The sequence below is a fragment of the Vibrio sp. ED002 genome, assembly GCF_023277445.1.
Taxonomy (GTDB): domain Bacteria; phylum Pseudomonadota; class Gammaproteobacteria; order Enterobacterales; family Vibrionaceae; genus Vibrio; species Vibrio jasicida.
In genome coordinates this window covers 2,527,176-2,547,467 of record NZ_CP080238.1, presented here as the reverse complement: position 1 = coordinate 2,547,467, position 20,292 = coordinate 2,527,176, and the positions used below count along the sequence as shown (strand labels likewise).

The window sequence follows — 20,292 nt, the reverse complement described above, 5'->3', positions numbered from 1 at the left end:
GTGGATTTGCAACGCCAGATGAGATTCTCTTAAACTATGGACATTCTACATTAGTTATCTTTTAGCCGCAGTGACAATACCAGACTCATTAATCATAGAAGTGTTAAATCCGATCAAACTTCCTCTCATTAAGAGGTTGTATAAAGCGCATTATCCGGCAGGCCGAGCCAAACGGGATGAGTTAATCATTACCGCCAGCGTCAAAAATGGCATTGTTGCGCTATTACGAATGAAAACCATCGAAAAATCACGATTGCTTACAGGGATGCTAGTCGTGCCAGAATTTCGTGGGACTGGCGTCGGCAGTGCTCTGCTTACTTATTGCGAAAACACAGTTTTCACCAGTGGTGATTATTGCTTCGCTTTTAAACATTTAGAGAATTATTACGCTCAGCATGGGTTTGAAACCATTGATAGCTCTGAATTGCCAAACTCGTTAAAAATGGCTTATTTGCGGTACGTAGACAGTGGTAAAGATCTCATTCCAATGCAATTCACCACTTCTGACGTTCTAAACGACGTGGTTTTGTAGCCAGAGAATTCATATCTTTGGTAAAATATCAGGTTCGCAATATTGCACTTAATTAAGGTACTCACACCGGTATGATAGTAAGTAGGAACCCATTCGAACAGTTGCCAAGTCTCGCAGTCAAGCCTGAAGACTTTGAAGTTCTGCACGCAGCAGAAACTTTCAGAACTCGTCTTCTTGATGCGATCAGCAAAGCAACGTCGCGAATTTACCTAGTCGCTCTATATCTGGAAGATGATGAAGCTGGACGTGAAATTTTCACAGCGCTTTATGAGGCGAAACAGCGCAACCCTGGATTGGACATCAATATCTGTGTAGATTGGCACCGAGCTCAACGTGGTCTCATTGGTGCAGAGTCATCAGAGGGCAATTCCGCGCTATACAAAGCATTCGCTAAAAAATACCAACATTCGATTCCGGTATACGGCATTCCTGTACGAGGAAGAGAGGTCTTCGGCGTACTGCATTTAAAAGGTTTTATTGTTGACGATACCGTTATTTATAGCGGCGCTAGCTTAAACAACGTCTATCTTCAATACAATGGTCGTTATCGTTTCGACCGTTACCATGTGATTCAACATAAAGCACTTGCTGACTCCATGGTCGGTTTCATCCAGAGTGAGATGATAGCTCACCCAGCAGTAAACGACCTTGCTGGTAAGGACAAACCAGAAACTAAAGAAATCAAAGCTGCAATTCGTCAACTGCGTTCTTCTCTCGCTCGTGCTGATTATGAGTTTTCGCCAGAGAGTGCAACAGAAGAAGAGGTAAAAGTGACTCCTCTTGTTGGCTTGGGTAAGCGACGTAATCAACTCAACATGAAAATCGTTAAGTTACTCGCTGCCGCTCAAAATGAAATCTTCATCTGTACACCTTACTTCAACTTTCCTAAAGCGATTCATCGTGAAGTAAAACGTGCAATGAAACGCGGGGTGAAAGTAACGATTGTTGTTGGAGATAAAACAGCAAATGACTTCTATATTGCTCCGGAAGAAGAATTTAAAACTATTGGTGGTTTGCCATATCTTTACGAATTGAACCTTCGCCGTTTTGCAAAAGCCAACGAAGCGAACATTGCAGCTCGTAAGCTTTCTATCCACTTATGGAAGCACGACAACAATAGCTTCCACCTAAAAGGTATTTGGGTAGATAAACGCTACATGCTCATGACAGGTAATAACCTGAACCCACGCGCATGGTCACTAGACTTAGAAAATGGACTATTGGTGCAAGATAACTACGCTAAGATGACGGATAAGTTTGAGCAAGAAGTAGCAAACATTCTCGAGCATACTCAACTTATCTGTACTTACCGACAGTTAGAAAAGGTAGAAGATTACCCAGAAAGCGTTCAGAAGCTTGTTCGTAAGATCACTCGCATCAAAGCTGACGGCGTACTTAAGCGTATCCTTTAGAAACTAATAAAGAGTCAAAGCCCAGTATGAAAGTACTGGGCTTTTTTGTAGGTTGTAAATCACGGTTCGCCTACCCCTGCCCAACGAACTAAATAGACAAATATTCAGATAACAGGTACTTATCCCTCCCGAAGAAGAAAGAACCGAGCCTGAATGTCGGATAGAACATCAAGTAAGCGAACGCACCCGCGTCCGACAAACTGATACTAATACGGTGGAATTGGACCTTTTTCTAAAAACTAAAAGCAAACAAGTTTCATAATCTTTGACTGAAGCTTTGTACATAAAAAGAGGTGGACTGGGCCGGCACTCCGGAGATTCGATGGGAAATGCAGCCAAGCGGACTGCGCACCAAGGGACGCCAAGTTATCCTAATATCACTTGTTAGAAGTGATAAAAACGAAAAAGGCTCCAGCATTTCTGCTAGAGCCTTAAATATGGCAGGGGTGGACTGGGCCGGCACTCCGGAGATTCGATGGGAAATACAGCCAAGCGGACTGCGCACCAAGGGACGCCAAGTTATCCTAATATCACTTGTTAGAAGTGATGAAACGAAAAAGGCTCCAGCATTTCTGCTAGAGCCTTAAATATGGCAGGGGTGGAGAGATTCGAACTCCCAACACGCGGATTTGGAATCCGCTGCTCTGCCAATTGGAGCTACACCCCTGTAGAAACTACAGTTTATCACATTGTAGATTCAAAAAAACCTCGCAAAAGCGAGGTCTTTGAAATAAGTGGCGGAGCGGACGGGACTCGAACCCGCGACCCCCGGCGTGACAGGCCGGTATTCTAACCAACTGAACTACCGCTCCGCACTGGTTAGACATTTAAGTCTAAATTTAAAGCCTGGCGATGTCCTACTCTCACATGGGGAAACCCCACACTACCATCGGCGCTAATTCGTTTCACTTCTGAGTTCGGAATGGAAGTCAGGTGGGTCCAAATCGCTATGGTCGCCAAGCAAATTCTTTATCAATTTGCTCGCAAATTCAAACGCACTTTAGTGCGGCCCTTTAGGGTGAGATTTGCTTGCAAATCGAATAATTCGGAAAGCTGTTTTTAAATTCTACTTATACACATTCAATCGTTCTTGCATTGAGTCCATCAAAACCCCTTGGGTGTTGTATGGTTAAGCCTCACGGGCAATTAGTACAGGTTAGCTCAACGCCTCACAACGCTTACACACCCTGCCTATCAACGTTCTAGTCTCGAACAACCCTTTAGGATACTTAAAGTATCAGGGAAGACTCATCTCAGGGCTCGCTTCCCGCTTAGATGCTTTCAGCGGTTATCGATTCCGAACTTAGCTACCGGGCAATGCGTCTGGCGACACAACCCGAACACCAGAGGTTCGTCCACTCCTATCCCTCTCGTACTAGGAGCAGCCCCCTTCAATCTTCCAACGCCCACGGCAGATAGGGACCGAACTGTCTCACGACGTTCTAAACCCAGCTCGCGTACCACTTTAAATGGCGAACAGCCATACCCTTAGGATCGACTTCAGCCCCAGGATGTGATGAGCCGACATCGAGGTGCCAAACACCGCCGTCGATATGAACTCTTGGGCGGTATCAGCCTGTTATCCCCGGAGTACCTTTTATCCGTTGAGCGATTACTCTTCCATACAGAACCACCGGATCACTATGACCTGCTTTCGCACCTGCTCGAATTGTCATTCTCGCAGTCAAGCGGGCTTATGCCATTGCACTAACCTCACGATGTCCAACCGTGATTAGCCCACCTTCGTGCTCCTCCGTTACTCTTTGGGAGGAGACCGCCCCAGTCAAACTACCCACCAGGCACTGTCCGCAACCCCGATAAGGGGTCGACGTTAGAACATCAACACTACAAGGGTGGTATTTCAAGGACGGCTCCACGCAATCTAGCGACTGCGCTTCAAAGCCTCCCACCTATCCTACACATGTAGGGTCAATGTTCAGTGCCAAGCTGTAGTAAAGGTTCACGGGGTCTTTCCGTCTAGCCGCGGGTACACTGCATCTTCACAGCGATTTCAATTTCACTGAGTCTCGGGTGGAGACAGCGTGGCCATCATTACGCCATTCGTGCAGGTCGGAACTTACCCGACAAGGAATTTCGCTACCTTAGGATCGTTATAGTTACGGCCGCCGTTTACCGGGGCTTCGATCAAGAGCTTCGACCGAAGTCTAACCCCATCAATTAACCTTCCGGCACCGGGCAGGCGTCACACCGTATACGTCATCTTACGATTTTGCACAGTGCTGTGTTTTTAATAAACAGTTGCAGCCACCTGGTATCTGCGACTCTCGTCAGCTCCATCCGCAAGGGACTTCACCATCAAGAGCGTACCTTCTCCCGAAGTTACGGTACCATTTTGCCTAGTTCCTTCACCCGAGTTCTCTCAAGCGCCTTGGTATTCTCTACCCGACCACCTGTGTCGGTTTGGGGTACGATTCCTTACAATCTGAAGCTTAGAGGCTTTTCCTGGAAGCATGGCATCAATGACTTCACTACCGTAGTAGCTCGACGTCGTGTCTCAGCCTTAAGAAGAGCCGGATTTACCTAACTCTTCAGCCTACGCACTTGAACCTGGACAACCGTCGCCAGTACTCACCTAGCCTTCTCCGTCCCCCCATCGCAATTGTAAGAAGTACGGGAATATTAACCCGTTTCCCATCGACTACGCCTTTCGGCCTCGCCTTAGGGGTCGACTTACCCTGCCCCGATTAACGTTGGACAGGAACCCTTGGTCTTCCGGCGAGGAGGTTTTTCACCCCCTTTATCGTTACTCATGTCAGCATTCGCACTTCTGATACCTCCAGCATGCTTTACAACACACCTTCAACGGCTTACAGAACGCTCCCCTACCCAATGAAGTAAAACTTCATTGCCGCAGCTTCGGTTTATTACTTAGCCCCGTTACATCTTCCGCGCAGGCCGACTCGACCAGTGAGCTATTACGCTTTCTTTAAATGATGGCTGCTTCTAAGCCAACATCCTGGCTGTCTGAGCCTTCCCACATCGTTTCCCACTTAGTAATAATTTGGAATCTTAGCTGGCGGTCTGGGTTGTTTCCTCTCCACGACGGACGTTAGCACCCGCCGTGTGTCTCCCGGATAGTACTTACTGGTATTCGGAGTTTGCAAAGGGTTGGTAAGTCGGGATGACCCCTAGCCTTAACAGTGCTCTACCCCCAGTAGTATTCGTCCGAGGCGCTACCTAAATAGCTTTCGGGGAGAACCAGCTATCTCCAGGTTTGATTGGCCTTTCACCCCTAGCCACAAGTCATCCGCTAATTTTTCAACATTAGTCGGTTCTATCCTCCAATTGATGTTACTCAATCTTCAACCTGCCCATGGCTAGATCACCTGGTTTCGGGTCTATATCCAGCGACTAAGTCGCGCAGTTAACACTCGCTTTCGCTACGGCTCCCCTAGATGGTTAACCTTGCCACTGAATATAAGTCGCTGACCCATTATACAAAGGTACGCAGTCACACCACGAAGGTGCTCCTACTGCTTGTACGTACACGGTTTCAGGTTCTATTTCACTCCCCTCACAGGGGTTCTTTTCGCCTTTCCCTCACGGTACTGGTTCACTATCGGTCAGTCAGTAGTATTTAGCCTTGGAGGATGGTCCCCCCATATTCAGACAGGATATCACGTGTCCCGCCCTACTCGATTTCACTGAATGTGCGTTGTCAACTACGGGGCTATCACCCTTTATTGCCGGACTTTCCAGACCGTTCGTCTAACGCATATAAAGCTTAAGGGCTAGTCCAATTTCGCTCGCCGCTACTTTCGGAATCTCGGTTGATTTCTTTTCCTCGGGGTACTTAGATGTTTCAGTTCCCCGGTTCGCTTCGCTGCGCTATGTATTCACGCAGCGATACTAGCTTATGCTAGTGGGTTTCCCCATTCGGAAATCCCAGACTCAAGTGGTTTTTACTACCTAATCTGGGCTTATCGCAAGTTAATACGTCCTTCATCGCCTCTGACTGCCAAGGCATCCACCGTGTACGCTTAGTCACTTAACCATACAACCCGAAGGAGTTTCGAGTTGATAATCAAATCACCAAAGTTGTCTCTCATTATTTGAATGAGCGAGAGACATTTCGATTTTGCCGGACTCAATTTCGAATAATCACTTTAAAAGTGATATTCCCAAGAACACTTGAATGTGTTTTTTGGTGTTTGTCATAAAGACAAACATTGAGAACTTTACAAGTAATCTTAAAGATTACTTTGTCAGCTTTCCAAATTGTTAAAGAGCTATGTTAGCTACAAGCTTACGCTTGTGAACTATCAATCTGTGTGGACACTCATCGTGAGTAATCATCGTATAAGGAGGTGATCCAGCGCCAGGTTCCCCTAGCGCTACCTTGTTACGACTTCACCCCAGTCATGAACCACAAAGTGGTAAGCGTCCTCCCGAAGGTTAAACTACCTACTTCTTTTGCAGCCCACTCCCATGGTGTGACGGGCGGTGTGTACAAGGCCCGGGAACGTATTCACCGTGGCATTCTGATCCACGATTACTAGCGATTCCGACTTCATGGAGTCGAGTTGCAGACTCCAATCCGGACTACGACGCACTTTTTGGGATTCGCTCACTATCGCTAGCTTGCTGCCCTCTGTATGCGCCATTGTAGCACGTGTGTAGCCCTACTCGTAAGGGCCATGATGACTTGACGTCGTCCCCACCTTCCTCCGGTTTATCACCGGCAGTCTCCCTGGAGTTCCCGACATTACTCGCTGGCAAACAAGGATAAGGGTTGCGCTCGTTGCGGGACTTAACCCAACATTTCACAACACGAGCTGACGACAGCCATGCAGCACCTGTCTCAGAGTTCCCGAAGGCACCAATTCATCTCTGAAAAGTTCTCTGGATGTCAAGAGTAGGTAAGGTTCTTCGCGTTGCATCGAATTAAACCACATGCTCCACCGCTTGTGCGGGCCCCCGTCAATTCATTTGAGTTTTAATCTTGCGACCGTACTCCCCAGGCGGTCTACTTAACGCGTTAGCTCCGAAAGCCACGGCTCAAGGCCACAACCTCCAAGTAGACATCGTTTACGGCGTGGACTACCAGGGTATCTAATCCTGTTTGCTCCCCACGCTTTCGCATCTGAGTGTCAGTATCTGTCCAGGGGGCCGCCTTCGCCACCGGTATTCCTTCAGATCTCTACGCATTTCACCGCTACACCTGAAATTCTACCCCCCTCTACAGTACTCTAGTCTGCCAGTTTCAAATGCTATTCCGAGGTTGAGCCCCGGGCTTTCACATCTGACTTAACAAACCACCTGCATGCGCTTTACGCCCAGTAATTCCGATTAACGCTCGCACCCTCCGTATTACCGCGGCTGCTGGCACGGAGTTAGCCGGTGCTTCTTCTGTCGCTAACGTCAAGTAATGCAGCTATTAACTACACCACCTTCCTCACGACTGAAAGTGCTTTACAACCCGAAGGCCTTCTTCACACACGCGGCATGGCTGCATCAGGCTTGCGCCCATTGTGCAATATTCCCCACTGCTGCCTCCCGTAGGAGTCTCGACCGTGTCTCAGTTCCAGTGTGGCTGATCATCCTCTCAGACCAGCTAGGGATCGTCGCCTTGGTGAGCCATTACCTCACCAACTAGCTAATCCCACCTAGGCATATCCTGACGCGAGAGACCTGAAGGTCCCCTCTTTAGCTCGTAGGCATCATGCGGTATTAGCCATCGTTTCCAATGGTTATCCCCCACATCAGGGCAATTTCCTAGGCATTACTCACCCGTCCGCCGCTCGACGCCCTTAACGTTCCCCGAAGGTTCAGTTAAGTCGTTTCCGCTCGACTTGCATGTGTTAGGCCTGCCGCCAGCGTTCAATCTGAGCCATGATCAAACTCTTCAATTTAAGATTTTGTTCGGCTCAACGAATACTGACTTCAAAACTCATCCTTACTCGAAAGTAAGAAGTAATTTTAAAGCTATTACCATTCCAACAGAATGATAATGAATTGACTGTGCCAAGTCCGAAGACTTGATTGGTCACTCAGTTCATTGAAACCTAATTTGATACCGAGGTATCTAATTGGATTATCATCAACGAGTGCCCACACAGATTGATAGGTTCTTATTTTTAAAGAGCTTTTCTAACATTTTCAGCAACTTAGTTGCTCGTCGTTAGGGGTGCGTATCTTACTTCACACCGTGAGAGAGTCAAGCATTTTTTTCAAATTCTTTTTTCTCTCTTCCCGACTCGCCGTGTGACTTTCGTCTCACTCCGTGTCGGTGGATGCGCAGTATAGGGAATTCAGAAATGAGCGCAACCCCTTTTTTGAAAAAAACAATTCAAGCGCTCACTTATCCATCAAATGCGTTATATCTGCATATTTCTTCGTCACATTTGAGACATATCACAGCAATTGGTTGGAAAAACACCAACCATATACGTAAGATCCATGTGTCTACTTTGTTAATAGACAGACAATTTCTTTATCATCTATATGTAGTAATCAAAATGACGTCTAAAAAAAATCTGACCTTGTGTGCTGGGTTAGCGGTTATCGGGGGAGTTATCTTCTCTCAATTACCGGTTCCACCAGCCTTGAGCTTTGTTATTGGTGTTGTCGCTACTGCTTTTCTGTTTTCACTTTCTAGCAAGACACCTGTTATTCAACCTTCTGATTCCGATCCTTCGACCAAAACGCTGTATGTCGGCAACTTGCCTTATAAAGCAAATGAGAGTCACGTTCGTGATTTGTTTGCGGAGTATGGGCAGGTTTATGCGGTGCGCTTAATGAAAGACAAACGCACCGGTAAAAGAAGAGGGTTTGGTTTTGTCGTGATGGCCGCGGCTGATGCCAAACCTGCTATCGCGAAACTCAATGAAAAGGAATATATGGAGCGAACTCTGAAAGTTCGAATTGCTAACGACCCTAAACATCCGGATGGCGGTAAACTTGAACAGGATTAAAACCTAGTTCTGCCAGACAGATATTCAGTGCATCTTCTTGCCAAGGAGGTGCACTGGCATAAATTTTCTTGCTCCCTTCCTCTTTACTCTCTTGCTTCATATCACTCATGAGTAACGCTTTTACTCGACGAGCAATCGCTTCGCCAGAATCAACTAGCGTGACTTCTCCACCTAACGCTTGATTGATTTCATCTTTAATCAAAGGAAAGTGAGTACAGCCAAGTACTGCAACATCCACTTTATTGCGTAGCGGTAGAAGAATGCTTTCGAGTTCTACTAAAGAGATACTTTCCCCGCGCAGCTTTTCTTCCGCCATATCCACTAAGCGAGTAGAACCTAGCAATTCAACAGGTTTTCCTTGAGCAAAATCGCGAATCAGCTCATGAGTATACTGACGAGTGACGGTCGCTGGCGTAGCAATGAGCCCGACACCTAGAGAGGCAAGTAAAGAAGCAGGCTTTATTGCTGGGACCACTCCAACCACTGGAATGGATAGATTAGCGCGCAAGGAAGGCAGCACAATGGTACTTGCCGTATTGCACGCAATAACCACGATATCGGCTTGATGCTCTTCCACCAATGCCGCCACTAGCTGATTGACACGAGTGATCAGTACATCTTGATCGAGCTCGCCATATGGATAAGCTTCGTTGTCGAATAGATACAAGTAATCCATGTGTGGAAGAAGTCGGTGGATTTCTTGAAAGACCGATAGCCCTCCAACACCGGAGTCAAACACTAGGACTTTTTTCTTACTTGATGCTCGCACGAGTCTTACCTGCAAATTAGAGACTCGGCGATCATACTGGTTAGATTTGTTTTGGCAATGCTTTGGCTTGGTATCTTTGATGGCTGAATCGCTCCCCTATTTCCACTTCAAGCTTAGTCAATTCTATATGTCCTTGAAATGATGGCGTTGATGTCACCAATGTATGGAATTCACCATTTTCCCCGCAGGGGTCAATATGACCGGGTAATGACTCAATCAGCGCTTTGTCATACCAACGTCCACACCACTCCGACGGTAATACTTCTCCATCGGTGGTGATTAGCATGGTTTGAATACCACGCTCGACAATTTCAAATGCCAATGCCTTGCTCTCTTCCCCCAGCAATGGGAATACACATTCCCAACCGGCAGGCTCAATATAGCTACGTCGATAATCAGCTATACCATTGCAGAACATATCACCAAACGCGACAGCTTCTACATTCAGCCCACTATTTTCCAATGCATGAACGATGGTCGATTGATAAATGTCGTTACTCGGGAAGACTTCGGGCAGCTCGATGGTAATGAGCGAAAGACCAAGTAAGTCCGCCTGCATTTGCACAACCTCAAGTGGCGTTGCTTGGAAAGGTACTTCTTTATCAACATAAGTTGTGTACAAGCCAACCACCTGATAATGCGGATTTTCGTTTAGACGCTCTAACGTTAACGTGGAGTCTTTACCACTCGACCAGCTAATCACAACACGTTTTGCCTTTGTCATTTACTTGCCTCGTTACCGATTTACACCAGCTTCTTTGTTCACAATAAGAAAGACCGCCGATGTGGCGGTCTTGTTGGATTCGATTAGAAGCGGTAGTCCGCCGAGACAAAGTACTGACGCCCCGGCGTCGCGTAACCTGAGTACATCTCGTAATCTTTATCGAAGGCATTACTTAGCTTCGCATTAACATCCCAGTTTTGGTTCACCGCGTAAGAAGCGGTGAAGTTCCATAGGCTGTAACTCGATAATCTTGTACTGCCATTAAAACGTTCACCTTGGTAAAGGTACTGTGAGCCCAATGTCCATTGGTCAAACGTCGCGTAAGCATTCCACTTAGCACCACGCTTGGCGCGGTATGCCAGTTGAGTATCTTCTGCACCAGATTTATCGACTGGATCTTTGTAATCTAAGTAAAACTCATGAGAAACGATATCTGTATCGAATTTCACCTCTAGTTCTACACCTTTGATTTCTGCTTCGCCGACATTTTGCATGCCCGCACCTTCCCAAATTAGCATGTTCTCAATTTGGTTGTAGTAACCCGTTACCGTCCAATCAAGGATCGATACAGCTCCCGATAGTGACAGCTCGGTATTTTCTGATTCTTCAGGTTTTAGATTTGGCATTTCGTAGCCTGGATAATACAAATCAACAAAGCTCGGAGCTCGGAAAGCTGTACCGTGGCTTAGCGTTAATTCATAACCTTGATAAAACTTCCAACCCGCAGCAGTTTGCCAAGTGGTGTTGTTGCCAAATTGGTTGTTTTCATCGTTACGTACGCTCGCTTCTAACGTCCATACGTCATACGCATATTGAGCAATTGCGCTAGCACCAAAATTGGTTCTTGGGTTCTTTTCTGGGTCGTAATCTTTAGCAGGTCCCCAATCACTTGGGGCAATATAACCCTTGGTTAGCTTTTCTGTGCGGTAGTCCAAACCACCACCAACGCTCAGCTCTTCGTTTACGCTGTACGAGTTCAACCAAATCGCATTGAACTGCTCAATAGCAACGTGATCGCCGGTTGATTTGCTTTGACCTGATTTATGGTCATAGTTGTCTTGCTGGCCGTAAGCCAATTTCAACTCAGATGAGTACACGTCTTTGTTGTATTCCAATGATAGGTCTGCACCAACATACTCAACTTCACCGGTTTTCTTCTCGTGTTTATCAACGGTGCCCCATGCTGGGTTTCCATAACTACTGTTGTCGTAGTCATACTCATTATTGTAAGCACTCAGACCAACGTAGCCTGATAAGTTATCAGAGAAGTTTTGTTGGTAGCCTAGTTTTAGGTTGAGCGTTTCAAAGCCGTGCTCATCGCCATCATTCACACCTGGCAACGGCTTCACATTGAAACCATCGGTTTTCTCGTAGCCTAATACGCCCTTAAAGTGTTTACCTTCACCGACTGGCTTAGAGACAACAAACGTTCCTTTTTTATGATTGTCCGAACCATAACCAGCGGACACACGACTTGCATCACTATCAATGTTTGCTCGAGTAATAATGTTGATGACGCCAGAAATCGCTTCTGAGCCGTAAATAGAAGCACGCGCACCACGAATGTAGTCGATACGTTCAATAGAATTGATTGGAAACTGATTAAAATCGACGCCGCCCATTATCGCGCGTGGCATGCGCACACCGTCGACTAAAACAAGAACTTGGGATGAGCTACCACCTCGCACATAAATAGAGGCAGATTGACCACGTCCACCGTACTGAGCAACTTCAACACTCGGTAGTGTACGGAACACATCAAACAGACTGTTTGCTTGCAGGCGCTCAATATCTTCTTTAGTTACCGTAACGGTTTGTGCGAGAACCGCACCATCAATTTGCTGGAATCGGTTTGCGGTAACCACAACCGTTTCGTCTGCAGAGGCTTCTTGGGCCTGTAAATAAAAGGTAGGTGAAAGCAGCGATGCACACGTGATCGCAAGAAACGTTTTTCTCATTGTATTGTCCTAATTCGCGTAATTCCTACCGAGCCCTACTCGTTTTAAGTAGTCCAGTGCTGTGGCTCAGTTGCTGGCAGGTATTCGGACTCAAGAGCATGGCAGTACCACCTAATTGCTCGACTTCCCACATAAACTAATGCAGTGTCTTGATGAGCGTTCGTTCTCTTTTACCGCTGCGCGTCAGTTCTGGATTCTCACCAGATTCCCATTTCAGCCATCTAGATTGCTAGATAGCACCAGCTTGGGGCAAATACTATTAAGCTATTGATTATTTGTCCAGCCAATATTAGCCCTAACAATTGTAACGTTTTGGTTCATTTGCGTATCAACTGACACAGAACACACTATCTTTAAACCAAATAGAGTACAAAACTGGACATACTGTTGAGATTGAATAAAATCTGCGCTCTAAAATTGAATGCACCATAAAAGGTAAGATCATGGCTACTCTTGATGTAAATCCACAACGCTACCAAGAACAACTGGCTGAAAAAGTCGAACGTCTCACGGATATGTTCGCGCCATACAACGTGCCAGAGCTGGAAGTGTTTGAATCACCAGAGCAGCATTACCGTATGCGTGCTGAGTTTCGTGTTTGGCATGAAGGTGAAGACCTGTACTACATCATGTTCGATCAGGAAACTCGTGAGAAATATCGAGTAGACCAATTCCCAGCAGCTAGCCGTCTGATCAACGACCTAATGCCACTCTTAGTGGATGCGATGAAAGATAATGAATCCTTGCGTCGCAAGCTGTTCCAAGTGGATTTTCTATCGACCTTAAGTGGCGAGATTCTGGTTTCACTGCTTTACCATCGCCAACTTGATGAAGAGTGGATTGAAAACGCAAAAGCACTTAAGCAACGTTTAAATGATGAAGGCTTCAACCTAAACATCATTGGCCGTGCTCGTAAGATGAAGATTGTCTTAGACCGCGACTACGTGATCGAAAAGCTGGACGTAAACGGTCAAAGCTACATTTACCAGCAGGTTGAAAATAGCTTCACACAGCCAAACGGCAAAGTAGCAGAGAAGATGCTGGAATGGGCGGTCGACTGCACTCAAGAAAGCACTGGCGACTTACTAGAGCTTTACTGTGGTAACGGTAATTTCTCTCTGGCGCTGGCACAAAACTTCGACCGCGTTCTTGCAACTGAATTGGCGAAGCCATCTGTGGTTTCTGCGCAATACAACATCGCAGCAAATGAGATTGATAACGTACAAATCCTACGTCTATCAGCAGAAGAATTTACTCAAGCAATCGAAGGTAAACGTGAATTCCGCCGCCTACAAGATGCAGGAGTGGATCTAAAGAGCTACAACTGCAACACGATTTTTGTCGATCCACCACGCTCAGGTATGGATGTCGACACTTGTAAGATGGTGCAAGGTTACGAGCGCATCATGTACATCTCTTGTAATCCTGATACTTTGAAAGAGAACTTGGACATTCTATGTGAAACGCACAACGTGACTCGTTTTGCTCTGTTTGACCAGTTCCCTTACACACACCATATGGAAGCGGGCGTTTTACTAGAACGTAAAGCGTAATCCACCAGCGTCAAATACAAAAAAAGCGAGCTCATTGGCTCGCTTTTTATTGAATTTGTTTTGCTTATTCAGCAGAAGCTTTCTTCTCCATAAAACCCAGCTTTTTACCAACCCAAGCCAACAGAATCATTGAAACCAGAATCGCGAAGAAGTTAGAGCCGGCTTCTGGGTATTGTGCTTTGATGAAAGCAGAGTGGCCAAATGCACCAACAAAGAAACACGCCAAACCAACTAGCGGGATATCTTCTGATACAGGGTTGTTAAGGTATTCTTGGTAAAGCGCCTGTACTGCTAGCACGAGTGCAATCAAAGGGAAGATTGAGAAAGATACTTCACTCATGGTCAACCATGACAATAAAGCATCACCACACATACCTGCAACCAGTGCCAAAATCAGCGTTTTCTTTTCAGATTTATTTCCATTCGACATTATTCTATCCCGCCTTTTAATCGGTTACGTTCACGTTCTTTGCGATACCAATAGGCCCCTTTGGCTATCATTCGCAATTGCATGATCAATCGCTCGGCGAGTTCATCGCGCTCGCGTCGATCTAAATCTAAAACTTCAGCACCAGAACTGAATACCAAAGTGACTGACGCTTCTGCTTGAGTAAACGCTTCTTCTTTGGTCATGCCAGTGCTTATTAAATACTCGGTTAATTCTGCCGCAAAATGCTGGATTTCTCGAGCGACGGCAGTACGAAATTCAGAAGAAGTGCCAGAGCGCTCACGCAACAATAAGCGGAATACGTTAGGACTACTTTCAATGAATTCCATGAAGGTTTCAACCGAAGTTCGAATCACACTGCCTTCTTTGACAATACGCTGACGCGCTTGGCGCATTAGTTGGCGTAACAACAAACCGCCTTCATCTACCATGGTTAAGCCAAGCTCATCCATGTCTTTGAAGTGACGATAAAAAGAAGTTGGCGCAATTCCAGCCTCTCGGGCGACTTCTCGCAAGCTGAGATTAGAAAAGCTGCGGTCCGCACTGAGTTGATTAAATGCCGCATCGATCAGTGATCGACGTGTTTTTTCTTTTTGCTGCGCGCGGATTCCCATCGATTTCATTCTTAAACTTGCTCTTTTTCTATCGGGTACAAGAACCTCAATATAACGCATATCGACCCCACGTATAAAGTAACGTTGTCTGCCAATAAGCGGCGAGCACGTTACTACTGGCATGCATCCAATTGCAATCCTCTCCATCCAAATAGTAGACATGCAACATACCAATTCGTTCTTTTGGTTGATTCTGCGTGATCACTTCCACTCTCTAGTCGGCATAACATGTTCCTCCTAGAGTAAATGAGTTAAAATCCCGCTACAGCAATGTTAAACAAATATAACAAGGAAGACATCATGGCGCATGCTAATCACTATGACGTGATCGTAATTGGTAGTGGCCCGGGCGGAGAAGGGGCGGCAATGGGGTTAACCAAAGCAGGCCTAAATGTTGCCATCGTAGAAAAGGAAAGCAGTGTTGGTGGCGGTTGTACGCACTGGGGAACCATACCATCTAAAGCATTGCGTCACGCTGTTAGCCGAATCATTGAATTCAATAGCAACCCGCTATTCTGTCGTAATAACACCAGCCTTCATGCAACATTTTCTGACATTTTAGGCCACGCAAAATCGGTCATCGACAAGCAAACGCGACTTCGTCAGGGCTTTTATGATCGCAACTCATGCTCGTTATTATTCGGCACTGCGCGTTTTATCGATAATTACTCCATTGCCGTGATGCAAAGTGACGGGACAGAAGAAATCTATTCGGCAGATAAGTTCGTCATCGCCACGGGCTCCCGCCCTTACCAACCGAACGACGTCGACTTCTTGCACGAACGCATCTACGACAGCGACTCCATCCTGAGTCTGAAACACGACCCTCGCCACATCATTATTTACGGTGCGGGCGTGATTGGCTGTGAATACGCATCTATTTTCCGCGGTTTAGGCGTGAAGACCGACTTGATTAACACTCGCGACCGTCTGCTCTCTTTCTTAGATAACGAAGTCTCAGATGCATTGTCTTACCACTTCTGGAACAGTGGCGTGGTAATTCGTAACGATGAAACATTCGAGAAAATTGAAGGCACCGAAGATGGCGTTATCGTACATCTTCAATCGGGTAAGAAGATGAAAGCCGATTGCCTACTGTATGCTAACGGTCGAACGGGTAACACAGACAAACTCAACTTACCTGCGGTCGGACTTGAAGGTGATTCACGCGGACAACTCAAAGTAGATGGTAACTACCGTACAGAAGTGGAACACATCTACGCAGTCGGTGATGTGATTGGCTACCCTAGCCTAGCGAGTGCAGCGTATGACCAAGGTCGTTTCGTGGCACAAGCCATCACTAAAGGACAAGCTGACGGCAATCTAATTGATGACATCCCAACGGGTATCTACACCATTCCAGAAATCAGCTCAGTGGGTAAAACCGAACAAGAACTGACTGCGGCGAAAGTGCCTTACGAAGTGGGACGCTCTTCGTTCAAACATCTCGCTCGTGCACAGATTGCAGGTAAAGACATCGGCAGCTTGAAAATCCTCTTCCATCGTGAAACCAAAGAAATTCTTGGTATTCACTGCTTTGGTGAGCGCGCTGCAGAAATCATCCACATCGGTCAGGCCATCATGGAACAAAAAGGTGAAGCCAATACGATTGAATACTTCGTCAATACCACCTTTAACTACCCGACGATGGCAGAAGCCTATCGCGTAGCAGCACTGAACGGTTTGAACCGATTATTCTAATTCAATTGGGTTGCCATGATCCAAAAGCTAAAACAGCAGGTCTCAACCTGCTGTTTTTTTTATGTGTAACTAGACAAGAAAGCGTCCCTTGCGCCATTGATAGAAAAAGATAGCGCCGAGTCCAACCCCTCGCATTGCCATGAAACTGGTCATCGCAAACCATAGCGCATGGTTTTGCCAGCCAGAGAACAAAAAGAATATCGCGAAGAAACAGCAAGTCGCCACAAACATACTGTTTCGCATGTCTTTACCTTTGGTGGCACCAACAAAAATGCCATCAAACAGGAAGCACCACATCGATGCCAATGGCATGACCACCAGCCATGGTAAATATATCGACGCTTGCTGCTGCACCGCGTCAATCGAAGTGATCATGGCGATCAATTGCGATCCCGCCAAACCAAATACCGCTGTCAAACCTAAACAGATGATCAGACTCCAGAAGAACGTACCAATCAACGAAGCACTGAGTTGCGCTCGGTCTTTCGCGCCAATCGCTTTACCAACCATGGCTTCCATGGCATAAGCGAAACCGTCCATGCCATAGGAAATCATCATCAAGAAACTCATCAATACCGCATTAGCCGCAACCACATCATCACCAAAGCTCGCACCTTGGAAAGTCATAAAGCTAAACGTAGCTTGTAAACATAGCGAACGTAAGAAGATATCGCGATTGAGTTTTACGAAACGCCCTAGCCCATGTTGAGTATCGGTTAGCAGGCTCTTCGGAGATGGTAACTGACGTGCACGCCATGTTTTCCACACACACATCAAGCCAAACGCCATGCCTGAGTAATCAGCAATCACCGATGCCAGCGCTGCGCCTTCTACTTTCCAGCCCAAGCCAATCACAAACAGTAAATCGAGCGCGATGTTGGTCACGTTGGTGATGATCACCATCCACATTGGTGCTTTGGAATTTTGTGTTCCAAGCAGCCAACCCAACAAAACAAAGTTCATCAGTGCAGCAGGTGCACTCCATACGCGGATAGAGAAATATTGCATGCCATAGTGCTTCACTTCAGCACTGGCATCACTCCAACCAAAGATCAGGTCCGCGATTGGGTTATGAGCAATAAGAAAGACCAACGCAAACAGCAATGCCATTAGTGAGCCTTGCATAAGCACCAAAGCGAGTTGTTTTCGGTCTTCACCGCCATAAGACTGCGCCGCCAACCCTGTAGTCGACATGCGTAAGAAACCAAGCAACCAAAACGTCACGCTGATCATGGTGCTACCAAGCGCAACACCGCCGAGATACCAAGCGTGTTCAAGGTGACCGATCACCGCAGCGTCAACCAAGCCCAATAGTGGAACAGTAATATTCGAAAGCACCATAGGGATAGCGAGCGCTAACACTTGGCGATGCACTTGAGGATTCGATAAAGGAGAGAAGATAGAGTTTGTCACAGGCACCTCGTTGTTTAGATCAGCGAGTGTACCTGAGTACTAAGGGTCTGTTGACCTTTAGAGCTTATTTTTGCAGCTGTTTGTGGGTTCTTACTATTCAATCAAAAAAGAGAAAAGTTTGAAATACAGTAACTCAGTACAAGAGAGCCGCAAAGCTGCCCAAGGGTTCGGGCTGGGCGCCCCCACTAAAAGCGCTTTACTCTTTGTTGATAGGTCATTGCTTAGAGTGACTAGGCGGCTAACAACTAGCCGTCCGCCTATCGTCGCGATTAAAACGCTTTTATCTCGAACAAAATTTAACCACAAAAGATAAACAGACCCTCGTGCCTAGCCAATTACCACTTGATGTGAACGAGGACTGGCGTGAGGCGATGCTTCAACATTGGGATTTTATTCAGCCAACGTTGCCATGCTTTCCAACGTGAACAGAATCGGTCGAATGGTGAGAAGGCTTTTACCCATTGTGCCCATGGTAACCAATGCAAGACTTGCTCTGCCGGAGCTTCAAAACCGTGAGCATACGTATCTGAGCCGAGCTTCTGTCCCCATTTACTTTCGGTTAAGTCACCTGCTAGTACCATGCACACTTCTGCCGAAACAAAATGACGACCCAATGTCTGAATAAAGGTCGCAACGCGCGATTCATCGCAATCGAGTAAAGCCATCTCACACAGGATCAGTACTGGTGCTTTTTCAGGAATGCGCACCTCGTCTAACCAGCTCATGTCTTCTACGCTACCGCAACGATGCTCGTAACGTTCGTTTTTGTGGAACAATCGCTGACGCCAAACCAGATTCTCGGTGACATCCAGTTCAATCCAATGACAACGACCATTATCCAAACGGTAGAAGCGCGTATCTAAGCCCGCACCTACGTTGATGATCCAAGCGTCTGAGTGTTGTTGAAGAAAGTGACTGACCTGCTGATCGCACAACTGAGTTAAAGTCACGTGCAGCAGCTGCTTCTGATCGACGTCGCCACTGATGCAATCTGGTGCCATTTTGCAGCTCAAGCACGCTTTTGCAGCGATCGGATCGTACACCAAGCCGTTATCGACCAAGCTTTCGCGGCTACGCAAAAACAACGGTTTCAACAGATGATTAGGTACGTGATGTTGAGGCTTGGACATGGGCATTTCCTTGCGCCGAAAAGAAAATGGTTAAATGGAACTAGATGATAATAAATCTCAATATCACTTGCAAGTTTTAACGCAACAGCCAAACGATCTGAATCAGTGCGAGCGTAACTATGCTTGGAAGAAAAGAAATATGCTTTGAAGAAAATCAAAATGGGAAAGAAAGCGCAGAAAACATAAAGCCCAGCAGAGAGCTGGGCTTTATTAGATTGCTTGAGGTAAGAAACCTACATCCAGTCAGTGTTACGGATGATACCCACTGCTAGACCTTCGATCGTCAAGTGTTGCGATGTTAGATCAACTTGGATTGGTGAAAACTCTTCGTTCTCTGCGTGCAGAAGTACTGTAGAGCCTTTACGCTCTAGACGCTTCACTGTCACATCATCATCAACACGCGCAACCACAACTTGACCGTCGCGTACGTCTTGAGTTTTATGCACAGCCAGCAAATCGCCGTCCATGATACCGATGTCTCTCATACTTTCGCCGTTTACGCGAAGTAAGAAGTCTGCTTTTGGTTTGAACATAGCAGGATCCACTTGGTAGTGAGACTCCACATGCTCTTGAGCCAAAATCGGCTCACCAGCAGCAACTTGACCAATCAAAGGCAGACCTTGATCGTCGTTTGCCGCATCTTCAAGTAGGATTCGGATCCCGCGAGATGCGCCTGGGATAATTTCAATCGCTTGTTTACGAGCAAGCGCTTTTAGGTGTTCTTCCGCGGCATTCGCAGAACGGAAGCCAAGCTCACGCGCAATCTCTGCACGAGTTGGTGGCATTCCGGTGTCTTCGATTTTGCTTTTAATCAAATCGAAGACTTGTTGTTGGCGTGGCGTTAACGGCTTCATATGTCACCTGTCTTTTTATACAGTTAACTGTGAGTATATCCAGTAAATGAACAAATGAAAACCCAATTGGTTGTTTTTTAATTTATTTCCGATGCTTTATGAACGCCACCACAAACCTCAAGTTAACTAGCGTTTTAAACAGAAAAGATTTCCTTAGTCTAAAGAAAGCAACAACCTATGGGTTCGACTAATTTCCACTCAATAAAATTAAAAGGTTTGACCAGTTTCTGTTATCCTTGCAGCGCTTAA

At 46.4% G+C, this 20,292-nt stretch carries 13 protein-coding genes, 2 tRNA genes, 3 rRNA genes and 1 riboswitch; of the genes, 5 read left to right on the top strand and 13 right to left on the bottom strand.

Annotated elements, in window-relative coordinates:
• The first annotated feature begins 100 nt into the window (after positions 1-100).
• Positions 101-532 (top strand): GNAT family N-acetyltransferase, encoded by a 432-nt coding sequence (locus ITG12_RS11815; protein ID WP_038882464.1) that lies wholly within the window; start codon positions 101-103, stop codon positions 530-532.
• 71 nt (positions 533-603) lie between these two features.
• Complete coding sequence (gene pssA / locus ITG12_RS11810) at positions 604-1,944, top strand: CDP-diacylglycerol--serine O-phosphatidyltransferase (RefSeq protein WP_038873871.1); 1,341 nt, start codon at positions 604-606, stop codon at positions 1,942-1,944.
• Between the two features lie 590 nt (positions 1,945-2,534).
• Here pssA and ITG12_RS11805 read toward each other — a convergent pair.
• The 5 genes from ITG12_RS11805 to ITG12_RS11785 form a co-directional block, all read right to left on the bottom strand.
• Positions 2,535-2,611, bottom strand: a tRNA-Trp gene (locus ITG12_RS11805).
• A 68-nt stretch (positions 2,612-2,679) separates the two neighbouring features.
• Positions 2,680-2,756: transfer RNA gene (locus ITG12_RS11800), tRNA-Asp, on the bottom strand.
• A gap of 32 nt (positions 2,757-2,788) precedes the next feature.
• Positions 2,789-2,905 (bottom strand): 5S ribosomal RNA (gene rrf, locus ITG12_RS11795).
• A gap of 164 nt (positions 2,906-3,069) precedes the next feature.
• Positions 3,070-5,959 (bottom strand): 23S ribosomal RNA (locus ITG12_RS11790).
• A 306-nt stretch (positions 5,960-6,265) separates the two neighbouring features.
• Positions 6,266-7,817, bottom strand: a 16S ribosomal RNA gene (locus ITG12_RS11785).
• Together the 16S, 23S and 5S rRNA genes with 2 tRNA genes alongside form the textbook arrangement of a ribosomal RNA operon.
• A 606-nt stretch (positions 7,818-8,423) precedes the next feature.
• On the opposite strand from ITG12_RS11785, the gene ITG12_RS11780 reads away from it, so the two are divergent.
• Entirely contained in the window at positions 8,424-8,879 is a 456-nt protein-coding gene (locus ITG12_RS11780) for an RNA-binding protein (protein WP_038873069.1), read from the top strand.
• Here ITG12_RS11780 and murI read toward each other — a convergent pair.
• The 3 genes from murI to ITG12_RS11765 all read right to left on the bottom strand — a co-directional run bounded on the left by murI (position 8,842) and on the right by ITG12_RS11765 (position 12,330).
• Positions 8,842-9,648: a glutamate racemase gene (gene murI / locus ITG12_RS11775; protein ID WP_038882251.1), complete on the bottom strand. Its 807-nt coding sequence runs from the start codon at positions 9,646-9,648 to the stop codon at positions 8,842-8,844. The genes ITG12_RS11780 and murI overlap by 38 nt on opposite strands.
• Positions 9,649-9,688: 40 nt before the next feature.
• Positions 9,689-10,372 (bottom strand): ATPase, encoded by a 684-nt coding sequence (locus ITG12_RS11770; protein WP_038882250.1) that lies wholly within the window; start codon positions 10,370-10,372, stop codon positions 9,689-9,691.
• Positions 10,373-10,455: 83 nt separating this feature from the next.
• Positions 10,456-12,330 carry a TonB-dependent receptor gene (locus ITG12_RS11765; RefSeq protein ID WP_039977061.1) on the bottom strand — a complete coding sequence of 625 codons (1,875 nt, stop codon included), beginning with the start codon at positions 12,328-12,330 and terminating at the stop codon, positions 10,456-10,458.
• Positions 12,331-12,387: 57 nt separating this feature from the next.
• Positions 12,388-12,589: riboswitch (cobalamin riboswitch) on the bottom strand.
• 184 nt (positions 12,590-12,773) lie between these two features.
• Here ITG12_RS11765 and trmA point away from each other — a divergent pair.
• Positions 12,774-13,883 (top strand): tRNA (uridine(54)-C5)-methyltransferase TrmA, encoded by a 1,110-nt coding sequence (gene trmA / locus ITG12_RS11760; protein WP_038872585.1) that lies wholly within the window; start codon positions 12,774-12,776, stop codon positions 13,881-13,883.
• A gap of 64 nt (positions 13,884-13,947) precedes the next feature.
• On the opposite strand, the gene ITG12_RS11755 is transcribed toward trmA, so the two are convergent.
• Positions 13,948-14,313: a YijD family membrane protein gene (locus tag ITG12_RS11755; RefSeq protein WP_038872582.1), complete on the bottom strand. Its 366-nt coding sequence runs from the start codon at positions 14,311-14,313 to the stop codon at positions 13,948-13,950.
• Positions 14,313-14,954, bottom strand: a complete 642-nt coding sequence (gene fabR, locus ITG12_RS11750) for an HTH-type transcriptional repressor FabR (protein WP_010444457.1) — start codon at positions 14,952-14,954, stop codon at positions 14,313-14,315. The genes ITG12_RS11755 and fabR overlap by 1 nt, the downstream gene beginning before the upstream one ends.
• 261 nt (positions 14,955-15,215) lie before the next feature.
• Here fabR and sthA point away from each other — a divergent pair, with 261 nt between their 5' ends.
• Positions 15,216-16,646, top strand: a complete 1,431-nt coding sequence (sthA, locus tag ITG12_RS11745; protein WP_080869724.1) for a Si-specific NAD(P)(+) transhydrogenase — start codon at positions 15,216-15,218, stop codon at positions 16,644-16,646.
• 69 nt (positions 16,647-16,715) lie between these two features.
• On the opposite strand, the gene dinF is transcribed toward sthA, so the two are convergent.
• From dinF to lexA, 3 genes are all read right to left on the bottom strand, one after another.
• Positions 16,716-18,059, bottom strand: coding sequence for an MATE family efflux transporter DinF (gene dinF, locus ITG12_RS11740; RefSeq protein WP_038872577.1), 1,344 nt, complete (start codon positions 18,057-18,059; stop codon positions 16,716-16,718).
• 335 nt (positions 18,060-18,394) lie between these two features.
• On the bottom strand, positions 18,395-19,189 hold the full coding sequence (locus ITG12_RS11735; RefSeq protein ID WP_038874562.1) for a class I SAM-dependent methyltransferase: 795 nt from the start codon (positions 19,187-19,189) through the stop codon (positions 18,395-18,397).
• A 233-nt stretch (positions 19,190-19,422) separates the two neighbouring features.
• Positions 19,423-20,043, bottom strand: a complete 621-nt coding sequence (gene lexA / locus ITG12_RS11730) for a transcriptional repressor LexA (protein ID WP_038872575.1) — start codon at positions 20,041-20,043, stop codon at positions 19,423-19,425.
• Positions 20,044-20,292: the final 249 nt, after the last annotated feature.